The sequence below is a fragment of the Candidatus Pelagibacter bacterium nBUS_44 genome, from assembly GCF_051200895.1.
In the GTDB taxonomy this organism is placed as follows: domain Bacteria; phylum Pseudomonadota; class Alphaproteobacteria; order Pelagibacterales; family Pelagibacteraceae; genus Pelagibacter.
On sequence record NZ_CP172838.1, the window covers coordinates 218,318 to 237,800 of the forward strand.

Here is a 19,483-nt window from a genome sequence, read left to right on the forward strand (position 1 = left end):
AAATGAAAAAAAAACTAATAATCTTACTTTTACTATTAATTTTTCCATTAAAAGCATTTGCTTTAATTGAAGTTGATATTACTAGAGGAAATTTAAGTCCACTTCCATTAGCAGTATCTCCTTTATCAATTGATGAACAATCAAGAATAGAGTTCAAAAAGATTATTAAAAAGGAAAATATTGGGTCTGAAATATCTGTTATAGTTGAAAATAATTTGAAAACCTCTGGTCTTTTTAATCCATTAAACAAAGATGCATTTTTACAAGCTCCTGAAATTGCAAATTTAAAACCAAGGTTTGAAGATTGGAATTTAATAAAAGCTCAAGCCTTAATTACCGGTAAAGTGACTTTCATAAATGAAAAGTTAAGAGTTGAATTTAGATTATGGGATGTATTGGCGGCTAAAGAAATTATGGCTTTAGCATTCACTACAGTGCCAAATAACTGGAGAAGAGTTGGACACATTATTTCAGATAAAGTTTACGAACGATTAACTGGAGAAAAAGGATACTTTGATACAAGAATAATTTATGTCGCTGAAGAGGGTCCAAAAACACAAAGAAAAAAAAGATTAGCTATTATGGATCAGGATGGAGCTAATAATAAATTTTTAACACTTGGTAATGAGCTTGTTTTGACTCCTAGGTTTAATCCAACCAGTCAAATGGTTACTTATTTGTCATATTTTAAAAACTTACCAAGAGTATATCTCCTAGATATAGAAACAGGCACCCAAGAAGTTGTTGGTGATTTTCCAGGAATGACTTTTGCTCCAAGGTTTTCTCCTGATGGCAAAAAGATAATAATGAGTTTTGCTAAAGATGGTAAATCAGACATTTATACAATGGATTTAGAAAATAGAATAGTTGATAGAATTACCAATCATCCTTCAATTGATACTTCTCCATCTTATTCTCCAAATGGAAAATTTATAGCCTTTAATTCAGATAGAAGTGGATACCAGCAAATTTATATAATGAAAAATGATGGAAGTGAGATTAAAAGAATATCATTTGGAAATGGTATCTATGGAACTCCTGTTTGGTCTCCAAGAGGCGACTTGATAGCATTTACAAAACTACACAAAGGCAAATTTTATATTGGAGTAATGAGAACAGATGGTAAGGGAGAAAGGCTGTTAACAGAAAATTATTATCAGGAAGCACCGTCCTGGTCCCCTAATGGAAGAGTATTGATTTTTTATAGGGAGACAAAAACCAATAGTGACGGAAAAGGGTTTTCAGCAAAACTTTGGTCTATTGACTTAACAGGTTATAATGAGCGATTAGTAACAACACCAACAGATGCATCTGACCCATCATGGTCATCTTTATTGAGCAATTAATTAAAAACTGATTGAAATAACTTGATTTTTTAACTTGAAACATCTATTTAGTTGTGAAAAAGTTAAGTAATTGAAATTAGAAGCAAGGAGCAATTTAATGAAATTAAACAAAATTTTAAAAAATACTTTTTTAGTATTTGCAGCATGTTTAGTGTTATCTGCATGTGCAACTAAAAAAGTTTCAACAGGACAAATGCAAGGTGATGTTTACACAGGCACTGACACAGTTGAGTACTTGGCAGATGGTGTAGCAGACAGAGTATTCTTTGCTACAAATGAAACAGTTTTAACAACAGCATCAAGAGAAACTTTAAGAGCTCAAGCGGCTTGGTTGAGAAAAAATTCAAGCATCAATGTTGTTCTTGAAGGCCATGCTGACGAAAGAGGTACTAGAGAGTACAACTTAGCACTTGGTGAAAGAAGAGCAAATGCAGCAAAAGATTATTTGATGACTTATGGAATATCGTCTGACAGAATTTCAGTATTAAGTTATGGTAAAGAAAGACCTGTAGATGCTGGTTCTAACCCTTTAGCTTGGTCAAAAAACAGAAGATCAGTAACAGTTAAAGCAAATTAAAAGTTTAAATTTTAAAGACCCTAAAGCTATCATGTTTTAGGGTCTTTTTTTTGCCATTTTTATAATCATAAACTACTTTAGTGATGAAATTTATATTTAAAATAATAATGTTAAAATTATTATTTTTACTTAGTCTTGGTCTTATTAGTTCTTCATATGCAGATAATCATAATATTTATGAAACTTTGGAAAATATAAAAAATGACCTTAAAACTCTTGAGCGAGCAGTATATTCTGGCTCAATTGAAGTTAATAAATCAGCGAGTGAAAATTTAGATGTTGAATTAGACACCAATTCTGAGGATGTGCTTACAAGGCATTTATTAAAATTATCAGAAGTTGAAAATCAATTCAGAGAATTAACTAATAAATTTGAAGAAATTAATTTTAAGCTTGATAAACTATCTAATAGATTATCAAAAGTTCAAGCTGATAACCAAATAAGATTTCAAGATATAGAATCAGTGATTAGTTCTGGTGAAATTACAGAAAAATTATCTTCAAAATCAAAAACAAATTCCAATGAAGCGTTACCAGGAAGTTCACAACCTCAAGATCTAGGCTCTATATCATATAAAGATACCGAAACATCTGAAACGTCTCAACAAATTCAATCTATAGATACTACTGGTTCAGTTGTAACCGAAACCTTTCAAGCAGAAGAAAAAATATTACCACAAGATTTAACTCCTAAAAAACAATATGAATTGGCTACAAGTTTTTTAAAAGTTGGAGATTATAGTATGGCTGAAAGAGCTTTTAGAGAATTCGTTTTATCCAATAGCGAACATGAGTTAGCTGGAAGTGCTCAATATTGGTATGCTGAAACATTTAGAATAAGACAGCTTTATACTGATGCTGCAACTGCTTACTTGGAGGGTTATCAAAAATATCCCAAAGGAAATAAAGCTCCTATAAATCTGTTAAAACTTGGTGTATCAATGGTACAAATTGGAGAAAAAGATCAGGGTTGTAAAATGATAAATGGCGTTGAGAAACAATATCCGAAAGCAAATCAATCAGTAATTCAAAAAGCAAAATATGAGTCCAAAAAGTTTGAATGTATCAAAGAAGACTCTATAAGTTTTTATTAAACAAATTAAAAGATAAACGAATTCTTGAAATTTATAAAAAATTTGAAAATGATTTAGTTAAAAATCAAGATTTTATTGTAGCTGTTTCAGGGGGTCCAGATAGTCTTGCTTTATCTTTTTTAGCAAAGGTATTTGCAATTAAAAATTTTATAAACGTAAAGTATTTTATTGTTAATCATAAGTTAAGAAAAGAATCTACTTCTGAGGCAAAATATGTGCAAAAGATTCTTAAAAATTATTTGATAAATCTTGAAATATTAACTTGGAATGGTGCTAAACCAAAAAAAAATATTCAATCTGTAGCAAGAAATAAAAGATACGAGTTATTAATCAATGAAACTAAAAAATTTAATATAAAAAATATTTTACTTGGTCATCATCTAGACGACTTATTTGAAAATTTTTTTATAAGAATTCTTAGAGGAAGTGGCCTTAAAGGTTTAATTTCACTTGATAAAAAAATAAAAAAAGACGGTATTAATTTAATTAGACCTCTAATTAATGTTGATAAAAAAGATTTGATTTATATCAGTAAAAATATTTTTGGATTATACATAGATGACCCATCGAATAAAGACGATAAGTATAAAAGAGTTAAAATAAGAAATTTTTTAACACAGTTAAGTTTAGAGGGTTTAGATAGAGATAAGTTTTTTTTAACAATTAAAAATTTAAAAACTGCAAATGAAAATATTCAATTTTATTTAAAAAAAAATTTAGGTGAAAATGTAACTTTTTTACAAAGAGGACAAAAAGTAATTTTAAAAGAAAGTTTTTTATTTCAATCAGATGAAGTTTTGTTTAGGTCGTTTGTAGAATTAATACAAATAATAGGAAAAAAATATCATCCTGTTCGAGGAAAAAAAATTGATAAAATTATTCAATTAATAAATTTAAAATCTTCATTTAAGGTAACTTTAGGTGGTTGTATAATTAAAAAAGTTAACGGAACAATAATACTATCAAAAGAGTAAATATTTCCGCTATTTAATGATATTTTGTCACTTGTTAAACTCGTAATAATTCTTATCTTATACTCATGAATTTAAAAAATCTTGCAATGTGGGGCATCATCGTCTTTTTAACGATAGGTCTTTATAATATGTTTAAAAATCCACAGCAAAATATTAGAGGTGGAAATCAAATTATATTTTCAGAATTTTTAACATCCGTGGAGAATGGCGAGGTTCTAAAAGTTGAAATTCAGGGAAACAATATTAAAGGAGTGTTTTCAAATGGAAATTCATTTTCCACATATTCACCTAATGACCCAAATTTAATTGAAAAATTATCTGATAAAGGAGTGAGCATTTCTGCAGCACCTCTTGAAGAGAAAATGCCTTCATTGTTTGGTGTTCTTTTATCTTGGTTCCCAATGTTACTTTTAATTGCTGTTTGGATTTTCTTTATGAGACAAATGCAAGGGGGAAAAGGTGGCGCAATGGGTTTTGGAAAATCAAAAGCGAAGATGATGAATGAGCTTAAGGGAAAAATTACGTTTAATGATGTTGCGGGAATAGAAGAGGCAAAAGAAGAAGTGGAAGAAATTGTCGAGTTTTTAAAAGATCCTAAAAAATTTAGTAGATTGGGAGGTAAAATCCCAAGAGGCGCACTACTTGTTGGTCCTCCAGGAACTGGTAAAACTTTATTGGCAAGAGCAATAGCTGGTGAAGCAAATGTTCCTTTTTTCACAATATCAGGCTCAGATTTTGTTGAAATGTTCGTTGGTGTAGGTGCCTCAAGAGTAAGAGATATGTTTGAACAAGGAAAAAAAAATTCACCATGTATAATTTTTATAGATGAAATCGATGCTGTAGGCAGAAGTAGAGGTGCTGGTTTAGGAGGAGGAAACGATGAAAGAGAACAAACACTAAACCAATTATTAGTTGAGATGGATGGATTTGATACTAATGAGGGAGTTATTATTGTTGCTGCAACCAACAGACCAGATGTACTTGATCCCGCATTGTTGAGACCAGGTAGATTTGATAGGCAAGTAGTTGTTTCTAATCCAGATATTATTGGACGTGAAAAAATTTTAAAAGTGCACGTTAAAAAAATAAAAATAGCCCCAGATGTAAATTTAAGAACTATAGCTAGGGGTACCCCTGGTTTTTCAGGTGCTGATTTAGCGAACCTAGTAAATGAAGCAGCATTATTAGCTGCAAGAAAAAATAAAAGAATCGTAACTTTAATTGAGTTCGAAGAAGCAAAAGATAAAGTAATGATGGGTGCTGAAAGACGTTCAATGGTAATGACTGAAGATGAAAAAAAATTAACAGCATATCATGAGGGCGGGCATGCTTTAGTGTCATTTAATATGCCCAGTTATGATCCAATACATAAGGCAACAATAATTCCAAGAGGAAGAGCTCTTGGAATGGTTATGAACTTACCTGAAAGAGACAAACATGGATATTCAATAAAATATTTAAAAGCTAGAATGGCTGTGTGTTTTGGTGGAAGAGTTGCAGAGGAATTAATTTTTGGAAAAGACAATATATCTACAGGAGCTGGTGGTGGAAGTGGATCAGATATTAACCAAGCAACACAACTTGCTAGAGCAATGGTAACAAAATATGGAATGAGTGAAGAAATGGGTCCTATAGAATATGGAGAAAATCAAGAAGAGGTATTTTTAGGCAGATCAGTTACTCAAACACAATCAGTCTCAGAGGAAGTTGCTCAAAAAATAGATAAAGAAATTAGAAAATTAGTTGATGAAGGATACAATCAAGCCACAAAAATATTAACAGAAAAAATTGATGACCTTCACAAAATTGCTAAAGCACTTATAACTTATGAGACCTTAACAGGTGAAGAAATAGAAAATATAATAAATAAAAATTTATATCCAAAAGATAAAGTGGTTGATAAACCAGAGGAAAATGATGACCAAAGTTCTGCCCTAGGTGCAATGGGGTTAAAACCAAAAATAGTTCATTAACAAGATACAATGAAAAGATATTACACTAGAGCGTGTAATTTTTACTATGGAAAAGAATCTGAGATATTAGTTGATAAAAATAAAACTATTCCTTTAAATGGAAATAAAAAATTATCATTTGATCATGTTGAAATAATTTCAAGAACTTCAAAGAAAATTTTACATATAAAAAAAGTAAAGAGTTTAAACAAATTATTAAAAAAACTAGTTATATCAGATTTAAAAAAAATTAGATTAAAGCAAAAAAATTTTGCAAATTTAAATTTTTTAAAGATACCAAATATAATGGGAGTATTAAATCTTACCCCAGATAGTTTTTCTGATGGAGGAAAATTTAATAAAAATAATAAAGGATTAAAGCATGCAATGAAAATGCTTGAGTCAGGTGCAAATATTATCGATGTAGGAGGGGAGTCAACGAGACCTGGGTCAAAAGCCATAAATGGTAAATTAGAATGGAAAAGAATAAAAAAATTTATTAAATCTGCAAAAAACTACATTCCAATTTCACTAGACACAAGAAAATCTGAAGTTATGAAAAAAGGAATTAAGTTTGATGTTAAAATGATTAATGATGTTTCAGGATTAAATTATGATTCTGAAACTATTAATGTTTTAAAGAAATATAACATACCTTTTGTTATTCAGCATTCACAAGGTACACCTGAAAACATGCAAAATAAACCATCTTATAAAAATGAGTTATTGGAAATTTATGATTTTTTTGAGAAAAAATTAAAATTTTTGAAATCAATTGGTATAAAGCATAATAACATCATTATTGATCCAGGAATTGGTTTTGGAAAAAATTTGAAACATAATATGAATTTAATTAGCAATATTTCTATTTTCCATTCACTTGGTCTTCCTATACTTGTAGGTAATTCAAAAAAAAGATTTATAAAAGAAATTTCAGGAAAAAATGATACTAAAAATAGAATTGGTGGAACAGTAGCATCGTCAATTTATCTAATGATGCAAGGCGTACAAATTTTAAGAGTTCATGATGTTAATGAATTGATTCAAGGACTGAAAGTGTTTAAAAAATTAACAAATCAATAATGGCAAAAAAATATTTTGGAACTGATGGAATACGAGGAGCCATTAATAGTAAAAATATTAATGGTGATATGTTTTTTAAATTTGGTTTAGCATCGGGAACATATTTCAAATCACAAAAAAAAAGAAAACAAATAGCAATTATTGCTAAAGATACTCGACTGTCTGGTTACACTTTAGAACCAGCATTAGTTTCAGGACTTACATCAGCTGGAATGCATGTTTACACACTTGGACCTTTGCCCACAAATGGTTTGGCGATGTTGACAAAAGCAATGAAAGCCAACATGGGTATAATGATTACAGCCTCTCATAATCCACATTATGATAATGGTCTAAAGTTATTTGGTCCAGATGGTATGAAATTGTCTGATAAAATTGAAAAAAAAATAGAAAAATTAATTGATAGAAAAATTATAAAAAATTTATCAAGTCCAAACAAGCTAGGTAGAGTAAAAAGATTAGAAAGTGGAACAGAGCAATATTTAAAGATTGTAAAAAAAAATTTTCCAAAAGAATTTAATTTAAGAGGATTACGGATTGTAATTGATTGTGCAAATGGCGCAGGTTACAAAGCAGGGCCAGAATTGCTAAGATCATTAGGAGCAAAAGTAATGGCTATTGGAGTTAATCCAAATGGGATGAATATTAATCATAATTGCGGATCAACATATCCCAATAAAATAAGGCTTGCTGTAAAAAAACATAAGGCTCATTTAGGAATTTCATTAGATGGTGATGCTGATAGAATTATTATGAGTGATGAATTGGGAAATATAATTGATGGAGATCAAATAATTGCAGCAATTTCTAAAAGATGGAAAGATAAAAAAATGCTTAAAGGAGGAGTTGTTGGAACTTTAATGTCTAATTACGGTCTAGAGAAATTTTTTAGATCTGAAAATATAAAATTTTTAAGATCAAATGTGGGAGATAGGTATGTTAAAGAAAAAATGCAAAAAAATAATTTTAATTTAGGGGGTGAGCAATCTGGACATATTATATTAGGAAAATTTGCAACAACTGGAGATGGATTGTTAGTTGCATTAGAGACTTTATTTGCAATTAGAAAAGGAAGAAAGGCTAGTTATTTTTTTAACAAGTTTAAAAAAATTCCTCAAGTTTTAGAAAATATTGAAGTTAAAGATAAATCTATCATTAAAGATTTAGAAGTTAAAAAATCTATAAAACTAGCAGAAAAATTAATGAATGGTCAGGGAAGAATATTAGTGCGGGAGTCTGGTACAGAAACTAAAATAAGAGTGATGGGTGAAAGTGAGAATAAAAAACTTTTAATTAAGTGTATAAATATAATTTTAAAAAAAATAAAGTGAAACCTAATTCCAAAGTTCTTATTATTGCAGGATCAGATTCATCAGGTGGAGCAGGTATTCAGGCTGATATTAAAACGGTTACAGCATTAGGGTCATATGCTATGACAGCTATTACTGCTATAACAGCTCAAAACACAACTGGTGTACAATCAATATTTCCAATTCCACCAAAAGAAATTTTTAATCAAATTATTTTTACTATCAAAGATATAAAACCAAATGCAATTAAAATTGGAATGCTTCATTCAAATAAAGTAATTGAGTCAGTAATTCGATCTTTAAAAGATAGCAATATTAAAAATATAGTTCTAGATCCTGTTATGGTAGCAAAAGGTGGCACTAAGTTAATTGATGACAAAGCCATTAAGTTGTTAAGAGATAAATTGATAAAAAGAGTAATATTAATTACCCCAAATATCCCTGAAGCAGAAATATTAACAAACACTAGCATCAGAAGTAAAGAGGATATGATCTTTGCTGCACATAAATTAATCGAAATTGGTGCAAACAATGTATTAATTAAAGGGGGTCACTTAAAATCAAAAATAGTCCAAGATATATTTGTTTCAAAATCTGATATTAAAATTTTTACCAATAAAAGATATAAAACAAAAAATACCCATGGAACAGGATGTACTTTATCGAGTGCAATAACTACATTTTTATCATGTGGAAAACCTATAAAGAAATCTTGTGAGCTTGGCATTAACTATGTAAGTTCTGGCATTAGAACTAACCCCAAATATGGTAAAGGTCATGGCCCAATTAATCATCTTCACACAATTAATATAGAGAGAAAATTTAAATAATGAAAAACATAGTTGTTGTTGGATCACAATGGGGAGATGAAGGAAAAGGAAAGATAGTTGATTGGCTTTCAGAACAAGCGGATGTAGTAATCAGATTTCAAGGAGGACACAATGCGGGTCATACTTTGGTAATTGATGGAGTAACTTATAAATTAAGATTATTACCCTCAGGAATCGTAAGAAAAAATAAAATTTCAATTATTGGGAACGGTGTAGTTGTTGACCCTTGGGCTTTACTTGAAGAAATTGAAGAAATAAAATTAAAAGGTGTAAATGTAAATGTTGATAATTTTATTATCTCTGAAGCAGCAAATTTAATTTTACCATTTCATAGAGAAATGGATGAAATAAGAGAAGATGCTGCTGGCAAAAGTAAAATTGGAACTACAAGAAGAGGAATTGGTCCAGCATATGAGGATAAAGTTGGCAGAAGATCAATTAGAGTCATGGATTTAAGGTCAGAAAAAAATTTAGATCAAAGACTAGAGTCAGTTTTAGCCCATCATAACGCGATCAGAAAAGGTTTAGAAAAAAAAATTTTTGAAAAAGAACAATTAAAATCGAATTTATTAGAAATAGCTCCTCAAATATTAAAGTTTTCGCAGCCAGTTTGGCTTAAAATTGATGAGTTTAAAAAACAAAAAAAGAAAATTTTATTTGAAGGGGCTCAGGGAATTTTATTAGACGTTGATCATGGCACATACCCCTATGTAACATCTTCCAACACAGTTGCATCAAGTGCTGCGACAGGTACAGGATGTGGTCCAAATTCAATTAATTATGTTTTGGGAATTACTAAAGCTTATACCACTAGAGTTGGTGAAGGCCCTTTTCCAACGGAATTAACAGATGATATTGGTGAATTGCTAGGTACACGAGGAAAAGAATTTGGAACAGTGACAAGTAGAAAAAGAAGATGTGGTTGGTTTGATGGTGTGCTAGTAAGGCAAACTATAAAAATTTCAGGTATTGATGGTATTGCACTTACTAAACTTGACGTTCTTGATGAGTTGGATGAAATTAAAATGTGTGTTGAGTACGATCTTGATGGAAAAAAAATAGATTATTTACCTGCAGCTGTTGAAGATCAATTAAAAATAAAACCAATTTATAAAACTTTTCCAGGATGGAAAACATCAACTAATGGTATTAAAAATATGGATGCATTACCCGATAATGCAAAAAAATATATTTTTGCAGTAGAAGATTTTATAGGAGCAAAAGTTTCTAGTGTATCAACTAGCCCTGAAAGAGATGATACTATTTTAGTTGAAAATCCTTTTGATATTTAGTTTGCAGGTAATAAATTTTTAGATTTAGCCATCAGTAACATTTGTTTTTGTAATTTTTCAAAAGCTTTATTTTCAATTTGTCTTACTCTCTCTCTACTAATTTTATATTTTTTACTTAAATCCTCTAAAGTTGTAGGATTATCATTTAATCTTCTAGAGTATAAAATTTCTTTTTCCCTATCATTTAAAACTTTAATCGAGTTTTTTAATAAATCTTTTCTTTGCTCCATTTCTTCTTGATGAGCAAATTTTAAATCATGATCCAACTCTTTATCCACTAACCAATCTTGCCATTCATCTCCATCTTCACCAACTTGAGCATTTAAAGAAAATTCTTTACCAGAAAGTCGTCTATTCATTGAAACCACCTCATCTTTGCTAACAGCTAGTTTGTTAGCTATCTCATTCACATGCTCATCTCTTAAATCACCTTCAGTTTGAGGTGCAATTTGATTTTTTATTTTTTTAAGATTAAAAAATAATTTTTTTTGAGCTGTAGTTGTTCCTATTTTAACTAAACTCCAAGATCTTAATATATATTCTTGGATAGAAGCTTTGATCCACCACATAGCATATGTTGCTAATCTAAAACCTTTTTCAGGTTCAAATTTTTTAACTGCTTGCATAAGTCCAACATTACCCTCAGAAATCATTTCATTTACAGGAAGTCCATATCCTTTGTAGCCCATTGCAATTTTAGCAACTAATCTTAAATGACTTGTTACTAATTTTTCAGCTGATTTTATATTGCCTGTAGTTTTCCAATTTTTAGCCAACATATATTCTTCTTCAGCAGCCAACATCGGAAATTTTTTAATCTGTTCTAAATATGCAGATAGCCCCCCCTCATTTGAAAGAGCTGGCACATTGTTGTTAAAAGTTGCATTCATAGCTGTATTTATTTAATTAACTATTTTAAATTTTCAATGGTTTATTCGCTAGTATTTCTAAGCATTTTTAATAAACTATTTAGTTCTTGTGGCAAAATTGAGGAAAAAATCATTTCCTCATTAGTTTTAGGATGAATAAACCCTAGAGTTTTTGCATGCAAAAATTGTCTTTCTAATTTTGAAATAGAGCTTTCTATTTCCATATCAATATTTTTTAACTTCTTATATTTCTTTTTATATTTATCATCTCCAACAATACTATTTCCTAGATAAGTCATATGAACACGTATTTGGTGAGTTCTTCCAGTTTCTAATTTACACTCAACTAAACTTAGTGTTGGAGTTTTATCGTTTTCGAAAATTTCGATAGTTTTATAATTTGTAATTGCCTGCTTACCTTTGGATCGACTAACTTCCATTAATTGTCTGTTCTTTGAGCTTCGAGTTATAAAAGTGTCAATTCTACCAGATGAAGGTCTTAGTTTACCCCAAATTAAAAGTTGATAAACTCTTGTGATTGTATGATCGCTAAATTGTTTTGACAAGTTTTCATGCGTTTCATTATTTTTTGCAATAACAACTAAACCTGAAGTATTCTTATCAATTCTATGTACAATCCCTGGTCTAAGTTCATCTCCAATAGTTGATAGTGAGTTTTCATCGTAATGCATTAAAGCATTAACAATTGTTTTGTCATAGTTTCCAGCTCCTGGATGCATAATAATCCCAGCTGGCTTGTTAATTACTAAGAGATCATTATCTTCATGAACTATATTTAGTTTAAAGTTGTAGGGTTTTAGCGAAGCTTCTTGAGGTTCTGGGATATTAAGACTCAATTTGTCACCAGTTAAAACTTTTTTTGAAGGACTTTTAATGATTTTATCATTTAGTTTTAGTTTTTCTTTAAGGATTAAGTTTTTAATTCTAGTTCTGCTAATCTGCTCTTCTCTTTTGTTGATTAAAACATCAACTCTTTGATTATTTTCATTTTCCTCAACTATAAAATTAATGTTTTTTTCCATAAAATGTAATATTAATACTATATGCGCTTGTAGCTCAACTGGATAGAGCGCCTGACTTCGGATCAGGAGGTTCTGGGTTCGACTCCTAGCAGGCGCACCAATAATAACTATATTTTTCTACGTTTTTGACTTTTTTTAAGACATATTTAATTTAACTAAGAGGGATAGACAAAATACTTAATTAGTTGGTACGATAGTAATGAGAAAAATTTTTTAGTATTTATTTTTATTTGTTTTTTTTTAAACAAAATCTATTCTTTAAATTTTATCAGTTGCTAAATATTTTTGTAGAAATGATTAAATAGAACGAATTTGACATTTAATATTTCGAGGCTCTGTTCAATCTATCATTTATTGTTTTGCCAATGCCTTTGTTTTGAATTTTTTCAACTGCAATCATTTTATAACCATCTTTTTTAATTTTTCTCAGTAATGAGTATAAATTTTTAGCAGATTGTTGAAGATCGTTATTTTTACTTAAATAGTAATAATTTTTAAACGTAGCTTTTCTTTTTTTTACTAATACAAAAGCTTCATCTTTTTTTGGTTTTTTAGCATTCATTCTTAATGGAATACCAGGAGAGTAATGTAACGGAAATTGACCAGGTGCAATTTTTTTCTTTGAATTAGTTTTTATTAAAACTTTTTTTTTTAATATTTTTTCTATTTTTGAAACATCCAACCCGCCAAATCTAAGTATTGTTGGTTTTCCTAAAAGATTGATAATTGTTGACTCTAAACCAATCTGACATTTTCCTCCATCTAAGATATATTTAATTTTTGATTCAAACTCTTCAATAACGTCAGTTGCTTTAACAGAGCTTAATCTAGTTGATATATTCGCACTCGGAGCAGCTAATGGATAGTTCAAACTTTTAAGTAGTTTTTTAAATAAAGGATGTTTGGGAAAACGAACAGCAAGGCTATTTTGTTTATTAGTTACAAATTTAGAAATTTTAGAAATTTTTTTTAATTTCAAGATAAATGTAATTGGTCCAGGAGAAAATTTATTATACAGCTTGATAAAATTATCATTAATAACACAATCATCTTTAAGCCTATTAATATCTAAATAATGAACAATTAATGGGTTATTCATCGGTCTTTTCTTCAACTTAAATATCCTTTTTACAGATAGGCTTGAATAAGCATTTCCAGCTAATCCATAGACAGTTTCAGTAGGCACAGCTACACAATGATTCTTATCTAAATATTTTTTAGCTTTTTTGATATTTGATTGAATAGATTTCATGTATTAATAATCATTATTATATGAAAGATAAAAATTTACTACCTGATAATAATACAAGTTCGCTCGAAGAATTAACAGATCAAGCAAATCAAATAATTGAGTCTTTAGAAAATGAAAAAGATCTAAATAATTCTGTTGAAAGCTATCAGCAATTATTAAAATTAAACAGTATTATTGAAAAAAAATTTCATAAAAATTTTAGATCCTTAGGCGAAGAAACCAATAAAAAAGTTAGAGAAATCAAAAAAAAAAAATGAAAACTAAGCTTGATAGGATTGCAAAAGATACAAACTTTTTTTTAAATAGATTTCTTGATAAGCAGAATAATTCTAAATTAATTCCAGCTATGAAGTATGGTTTGTTTCCTGGTGGAAAAAAAATCAGATCTAAAATTTTAATTGATGTTGGCTCATTGCTAGCAATAGATTATAAAAGATTAATTGCTATTGGCGCTGCTGTAGAATGTATTCATGCTTATTCACTAATTCATGATGATTTGCCATGTATGGATAACGACAAAATAAGAAGAGGAAAACCATCTGCACACATTAAATTTGGAGAGTCCACAGCAGTCCTTGCTGGAAACTCATTGCTTACAATGGCATTTGAAATTTTAGCAAGCCCTACTTTAAAAATAAGTGAAAAAATTAAAATTGATTTAATTAAGAAACTATCTGAATGCTCAGGTCACTTGGGTATAGCTGGGGGTCAATATCTGGACCTTAGCTATGAAAAAAAAAAGATCTCTAAAAGCAAGATTATAGAAATGGAAATTAAAAAAACAGGAAAATTATTTAGTTTTTGCTGTGCTGCTCCTTCAATTATTAAGAAAAAAAATATTAAAGAAATAAAATTTTTTGAAAATATTGGTTCTGATATAGGTTTATTATTTCAAATAGCTGATGATTTAATTGATTTTAAAGGTAACTCTAAAATAGCTGGAAAAAAAACAGGAAAAGATCAAAAGAAAGGCAAGGCTACACTAATAGGCTTACTTGGCTATATGAATGCAATTAAATATTGTGATAGAATTATTTTAAAAACAAATGAGAATTTAAAAAAATATGGTTCAAATTCTAAAAATATTAAAGAAACATTGAATTATATTTTACACAGAGAAAAATAATGAAAAAGTATAGTTTTTTAAATGATATAAATTTTCCATCTGACTTAAGAAAGTTATCAGAACATGATTTGCAAAAAGTATCTGATGAAGTTAGGGAAGAGATGATTGGTGCAGTGTCCGAAACTGGTGGACATTTAGGGGCAGGGCTAGGTGTTGTTGAATTGACTGTTGCTCTTCATTATGTTTTTGACACTCCTAATGATAAATTGATTTGGGATGTGGGTCATCAGTCTTATCCACATAAAATTTTAACTGGAAGAAAAAATAAAATAAGATCATTAAGGCAAGGAAATGGACTATCAGGATTTACAAAAAGATCTGAGAGTGAGTATGATCCCTTTGGTGCCGCTCATAGTTCAACATCTATATCATCAGCACTAGGAATTGCTGAAGCGAATAAGTTGGCAAATAAATCTTCAAATGTAATAGCTGTAATTGGTGATGGTGCAATAAGTGCAGGCATGGCTTATGAAGCTATGAATAATGCTGGAGCATCAAAAACAAAAATGATTGTTATTTTGAATGATAACGATATGTCAATTGCAAAACCAGTGGGTGCAATGAGAACTTACCTAACAAAGTTATTAACTGGAAAAATTTATTTTAGTCTAAGAGAAACAATTAAATTGATAATGTCTTCGTTCTCAAAACGGTTTAGCGCAAAAGCAGGCAAAGCTGAAGATTTTCTGCGATCTGCAGTTACAGGAGGCACGTTATTTAACTCATTAGGTTTTTATTATGCTGGTCCTATTGATGGTCATGACCTAACAAGTCTTATTCCAATTCTTAAAAATGCAAGAGACCTGAAACATGAAGGTCCAATCATGATACATATTAAAACACAAAAAGGAAAAGGCTATTCATATGCAGAAAAAGCCACCGATCATTACCATGGTGTGTCAAAATTTAATGTTGAGACAGGTGAACAAGTAAAAAGTGGTAGTAATCTACCAGCTTACACAAAAGTATTTGCAAACACTTTAGTCAAACATGCTGAAAAAGATAGCAAAATTGTTGGTATAACAGCTGCAATGCCTGGAGGAACAGGTATGGATATTTTTGGAAAAGAATTTCCAAAAAGAATGTTTGATGTTGGTATAGCTGAACAACATGCGGTAACTTTTGCCGCTGGTTTAGCTACAGAAGGTTATAAACCTTATGCTGCAATTTATTCTACTTTTTTACAAAGAGCTTATGATCAGGTTGTTCACGATGTGGCTATTCAAAGTTTGCCAGTAAGATTTGCAATAGATAGAGCTGGCTTAGTAGGTGCAGATGGATCTACACACGCTGGTTCATTTGATATTACTTATTTATCAACTCTTCCTAATTTTATTGTGATGGCTGCAAGTGATGAGGTCGAGTTAGTAAAAATGATAAACACCTCAATTGATATTAATGACAAACCAAGTGCGATTAGATATCCACGAGGGACAGGAGTGGGTCTTGAATTACCTTCAATTGATGAAAAGATTGAAATTGGTAGAGGAAAAATTGTTCAAGAAGGAAACCAAGTATGTATTTTAAGTTTGGGAACAAGACTTGAAGAATGTAAATTAGCAGCTGAGGAATTAAAGAGCAAAGGTGTGTCAGCAACAATTGTTGATGCAAGATTTGCTAAACCTTTAGATCAAAAACTTATTTTAAAATGTGCTCGACAACATGAAGTAATGATAACTATAGAAGAAGGATCGATAGGTGGTTTTGGTTCTCATGTTAAAAATCTACTAGCTGAGAGAGGTATATTTGATAAAGGATTAAAGTTTAGATCAATGACATTGCCTGATACTTTTATCGAACAAGACAATCCAAAAAAAATGTACGATGTTGCTGGACTAAATGCTTCCCAAATTTCAAAGAAAATTTTAGATGTTTTATTTACAAAAGACTCAATTAAAGTAGTTAAAAATTTAAAACAGATTTAACCACATTGTGCTTTGTTCATTAAATAATGATCTAATAAAACACAATTCATCATAGCTTCGCCAACAGGAACTGCCCTTATTCCCACGCAGGGATCATGCCGCCCATTAACTGATATAGTGGTATTTTTACCAAATTTATTAATTGTTTTTCTGGTTGTTAAAATTGATGATGTTGGTTTTACAGCAAATGAAGCAACAATTTCTTGGCCACTTGATATCCCACCTAAGATGCCTCCAGCATTATTAGAATTAAACTTTAATTTTTTACCTTTTTGAGAAATCTCATCTGAGTTTTGCTCCCCAGTTAATTGTGCCGAGTTCATTCCAGATCCAATATTTACTCCTTTGACAGCATTAATACTCATTAAGCCAGATGCAATGTCAGAGTCTAGTTTTGAATATATTGGTGCACCAAGCCCAGCCGGTATGCCTCTTGCTCTTACTTCAATAACAGCTCCACAGGAAGATCCGTGTTTTCTAACATCTAACAAATACTTTTCCCAGAGTTTGATCATTGATTTATCTGGACAAAAAAATGGATTTTTTGAAATTATCTTATCATCCCATTGATTTTTATCACACCCCAATATTCCTAGTTGAGTAACAGCACCTATAACTTTAAATTTTTTACCTAATTTTTTTTGTAACACAATTTTTGCTATTGCACCTGCTGCAACTCGAGCTGCAGTTTCTCTTGCTGAGGATCTTCCACCGCCTCTATAATCTCTTATTCCATATTTCTTAAAATATGTTAAATCAGCATGTCCTGGTCTAAATTTATCTTTTATATTTCCATAATCTTTTGATCTCATATCTTTGTTATAAATTATAAGTGATATGGGAGTTCCAGTAGTCTTTCCCTCAAACACACCAGATAAAATTTGAACTTTATCATCTTCTTTTCGTTGAGTTGTAAATTTTGATTGCCCTGGTTTTCTTTTGTCTAATTCTACTTGTATATCTTGTTCTCTAAGGCTTATATTAGGGGGACATCCATCAACCACACAACCTATAGCAGGTCCGTGAGACTCTCCCCAAGTTGAGAAACGAAATAGCTTTCCAAAAGTATTAAATGACATTATTTATATTATATAGATTATTTTGTTTAAATTATGAATCAAAAAAACTCACTTGGTCTCAATAACTGTTTTTTAGATCTAAATGATCCAATTCAGTTATTTAAAGTATGGATGGATGAAGCAAAAAAGCTAGAACCCAATGATCCTAATGCGCTTTCACTAGCAACTTCTAATAAGAACAATCTACCCTCAGTTAGAGTAGTTTTGTTAAAAGAGTTTAATCAAAATGGATTTGTATTTTATACCAATTTAAATAGTCAAAAAGGAATGGAACTTAAAGAAAACCCCAATGCTGCAATGTGTTTTCATTGGAAAAGTCTTTTAAGACAAGTAAGAATTAGTGGAGTGATAACGCAAGTAGAAGACAAAGTGGCCGATCAATATTACAACTCCAGAGGCTATGATAGCAGAATTGGTGCTTGGGCATCAAAACAAAGTAAAGAATTAAATAATAGAGACGAACTTACAAAATCAATTAAAGAGTATAAACAAAAATTCAATGATGAAAATAATGTACCAAGACCCAATCATTGGTCTGGCTGGAATTTATCACCAACAAGAATAGAATTTTGGTTAGATGGAGATAGTAGAATTCATGAAAGATTAAATTACACTACTGATAAAAACGGTAATTGGACAAAGTCTTTATTAAGTCCTTAAAAATTTCTCACCAAACTAAATGAGGTAAGATTTTTGAGAATATTTTTTTCCTTAGAGTCCTTAAACACAGTTAAAGAATTTGAAGCAAGATTGATGTAATGCTGGGCTTTTTGATAACATTCTTCAATAATATTATATTTTTTTATTAAAGAAATTATTTCGTTAAAATCATCCCTTTCTCTTATGTTTTTTCTAAATAGATTAATTAATAATTTTTTTTCACCTAAATCTATTTTTTGAAAAAGTAAAATTACAGGTAAGGTGATTTTTCCTTCAAAAAAATCTTGACCAATTTTTTTTCCAAATAATTTGAGATCAGAATTATAATCTAGAGTATCATCTGCAATTTGAAAGGTGAGACCAAGATTTTTCCCATAAAATTCAAGAGCATCTTTTTCTTTTGTGTCTGCATTTGATAAAATTGCCCCTACTTTTGTTGCAGCTGCAAATAGTTCTGCAGTTTTAGCTGAAATAATTTTTAAGTAAGTTTCTTCTAACATGTCAACTTCACCTTTATGTTGAAGTTGTAAAACTTCTCCTTGAGCAATCTTTGAGGAAGTTGACGATAATAACTTTAAAATTTCTAAATTACCATCTTCCACCATCATCTCGAAACACCTGCTTAACAAGTAATCTCCAATCAAAACTGAAGAATGATTGTCCCAGACTTTATTTAGAGTTTCTTTTCCTCTTCTCAAAACACCTTCATCAATCACATCGTCATGCATCAATGTTGCACTATGAATTAATTCTACACACGCTGCTAGATTAATGTCTCTTGATCCTTTGGAATACCCACACAATTTTGCAGCACCTAAAGTTAAAAGAGCTCGCAATCTTTTTCCACCAGTTTTAATATGATAGTCTGTCATTTTTTGCACTAAATGAACATCGCTGGCTAATTTTGATTTAATTTTTTCCTCTGTTAAAACCAGTTTATCCTCAACAGAATCTTTGAGTTGAAAGTAAGAGTCGTTTATCTGTTTTTTAAGTTGTACTACAGTTCCCATAATCAATTTAGGTTAGTATAATTGAGTTTTATATATTACTTATCAATTGACGCACCTAATT

General features: G+C 30.1%; 18 protein-coding genes and 1 tRNA gene. 14 read left to right on the plus strand and 5 right to left on the minus strand.

What is annotated here, in order from left to right; genetic code table 11:
• Positions 1–2 precede the first annotated feature (2 nt).
• The 9 genes from tolB (at position 3) to ACIJYB_RS01225 (ending at position 10,458) form a co-directional block, all read left to right on the plus strand.
• Complete coding sequence (tolB, locus tag ACIJYB_RS01185; protein WP_435151403.1) at positions 3–1,346, plus strand: Tol-Pal system beta propeller repeat protein TolB; 1,344 nt, start codon at positions 3–5, stop codon at positions 1,344–1,346.
• Positions 1,347–1,443: 97 nt separating this feature from the next.
• Positions 1,444–1,923, plus strand: a complete 480-nt coding sequence (pal, locus tag ACIJYB_RS01190) for a peptidoglycan-associated lipoprotein Pal (RefSeq protein ID WP_435151405.1) — start codon at positions 1,444–1,446, stop codon at positions 1,921–1,923.
• Positions 1,924–2,006: 83 nt separating this feature from the next.
• Positions 2,007–3,017 (plus strand): tol-pal system protein YbgF, encoded by a 1,011-nt coding sequence (gene ybgF, locus ACIJYB_RS01195; protein WP_435151407.1) that lies wholly within the window; start codon positions 2,007–2,009, stop codon positions 3,015–3,017.
• Positions 2,984–3,991, plus strand: a complete 1,008-nt coding sequence (gene tilS, locus ACIJYB_RS01200) for a tRNA lysidine(34) synthetase TilS (protein ID WP_435151409.1) — start codon at positions 2,984–2,986, stop codon at positions 3,989–3,991. Before ybgF ends, tilS begins: the two co-directional genes overlap by 34 nt.
• A gap of 59 nt (positions 3,992–4,050) precedes the next feature.
• Positions 4,051–5,964, plus strand: coding sequence for an ATP-dependent zinc metalloprotease FtsH (ftsH, locus tag ACIJYB_RS01205; RefSeq protein ID WP_435152493.1), 1,914 nt, complete (start codon positions 4,051–4,053; stop codon positions 5,962–5,964).
• Between the two features lie 9 nt (positions 5,965–5,973).
• Positions 5,974–7,026 carry a dihydropteroate synthase gene (gene folP, locus ACIJYB_RS01210; RefSeq protein WP_435151411.1) on the plus strand — a complete coding sequence of 351 codons (1,053 nt, stop codon included), beginning with the start codon at positions 5,974–5,976 and terminating at the stop codon, positions 7,024–7,026.
• On the plus strand, positions 7,026–8,357 hold the full coding sequence (glmM, locus tag ACIJYB_RS01215) for a phosphoglucosamine mutase (protein WP_435151412.1): 1,332 nt from the start codon (positions 7,026–7,028) through the stop codon (positions 8,355–8,357). Before folP ends, glmM begins: the two co-directional genes overlap by 1 nt.
• Positions 8,354–9,166, plus strand: coding sequence for a bifunctional hydroxymethylpyrimidine kinase/phosphomethylpyrimidine kinase (gene thiD / locus ACIJYB_RS01220; RefSeq protein WP_435151413.1), 813 nt, complete (start codon positions 8,354–8,356; stop codon positions 9,164–9,166). The genes glmM and thiD overlap by 4 nt, the downstream gene beginning before the upstream one ends.
• Positions 9,166–10,458, plus strand: coding sequence for an adenylosuccinate synthase (locus ACIJYB_RS01225; protein ID WP_435151415.1), 1,293 nt, complete (start codon positions 9,166–9,168; stop codon positions 10,456–10,458). The genes thiD and ACIJYB_RS01225 overlap by 1 nt, the downstream gene beginning before the upstream one ends.
• Here ACIJYB_RS01225 and rpoH read toward each other — a convergent pair.
• Positions 10,455–11,348, minus strand: a complete 894-nt coding sequence (gene rpoH, locus ACIJYB_RS01230) for an RNA polymerase sigma factor RpoH (RefSeq protein ID WP_435151416.1) — start codon at positions 11,346–11,348, stop codon at positions 10,455–10,457. The genes ACIJYB_RS01225 and rpoH overlap by 4 nt on opposite strands.
• Positions 11,349–11,389: 41 nt before the next feature.
• A complete protein-coding gene (locus tag ACIJYB_RS01235; protein WP_435151417.1) occupies positions 11,390–12,370 on the minus strand; it encodes an RluA family pseudouridine synthase in 981 nt (326 codons plus the stop codon).
• 23 nt (positions 12,371–12,393) lie between these two features.
• On the opposite strand from ACIJYB_RS01235, the gene ACIJYB_RS01240 reads away from it, so the two are divergent.
• Positions 12,394–12,470, plus strand: a tRNA-Arg gene (locus tag ACIJYB_RS01240).
• Between the two features lie 219 nt (positions 12,471–12,689).
• On the opposite strand, the gene ACIJYB_RS01245 is transcribed toward ACIJYB_RS01240, so the two are convergent.
• Complete coding sequence (locus ACIJYB_RS01245; protein ID WP_435151419.1) at positions 12,690–13,622, minus strand: L-threonylcarbamoyladenylate synthase; 933 nt, start codon at positions 13,620–13,622, stop codon at positions 12,690–12,692.
• Positions 13,623–13,642: 20 nt separating this feature from the next.
• Here ACIJYB_RS01245 and ACIJYB_RS01250 point away from each other — a divergent pair, with 20 nt between their 5' ends.
• The 3 genes from ACIJYB_RS01250 to dxs are packed head-to-tail and all read left to right on the plus strand — an operon-like array spanning position 13,643 to position 16,673.
• Entirely contained in the window at positions 13,643–13,879 is a 237-nt protein-coding gene (locus tag ACIJYB_RS01250; RefSeq protein ID WP_435151421.1) for an exonuclease VII small subunit, read from the plus strand.
• Complete coding sequence (locus tag ACIJYB_RS01255) at positions 13,876–14,748, plus strand: polyprenyl synthetase family protein (RefSeq protein WP_435151424.1); 873 nt, start codon at positions 13,876–13,878, stop codon at positions 14,746–14,748. The genes ACIJYB_RS01250 and ACIJYB_RS01255 overlap by 4 nt, the downstream gene beginning before the upstream one ends.
• Complete coding sequence (gene dxs, locus ACIJYB_RS01260) at positions 14,748–16,673, plus strand: 1-deoxy-D-xylulose-5-phosphate synthase (RefSeq protein WP_435151427.1); 1,926 nt, start codon at positions 14,748–14,750, stop codon at positions 16,671–16,673. The genes ACIJYB_RS01255 and dxs overlap by 1 nt, the downstream gene beginning before the upstream one ends.
• Here the strand turns inward: dxs and aroC are convergent.
• Positions 16,670–17,752, minus strand: a complete 1,083-nt coding sequence (aroC, locus tag ACIJYB_RS01265) for a chorismate synthase (RefSeq protein ID WP_435151430.1) — start codon at positions 17,750–17,752, stop codon at positions 16,670–16,672. The two genes, dxs and aroC, sit on opposite strands and share 4 nt — an antisense overlap.
• A 33-nt stretch (positions 17,753–17,785) precedes the next feature.
• Here aroC and pdxH point away from each other — a divergent pair, with 33 nt between their 5' ends.
• Positions 17,786–18,412, plus strand: a complete 627-nt coding sequence (gene pdxH / locus ACIJYB_RS01270) for a pyridoxamine 5'-phosphate oxidase (protein WP_435086396.1) — start codon at positions 17,786–17,788, stop codon at positions 18,410–18,412.
• On the opposite strand, the gene ACIJYB_RS01275 is transcribed toward pdxH, so the two are convergent.
• Positions 18,409–19,422 (minus strand): polyprenyl synthetase family protein, encoded by a 1,014-nt coding sequence (locus ACIJYB_RS01275; protein ID WP_435151433.1) that lies wholly within the window; start codon positions 19,420–19,422, stop codon positions 18,409–18,411. The genes pdxH and ACIJYB_RS01275 overlap by 4 nt on opposite strands.
• Positions 19,423–19,483 lie beyond the last annotated feature (61 nt).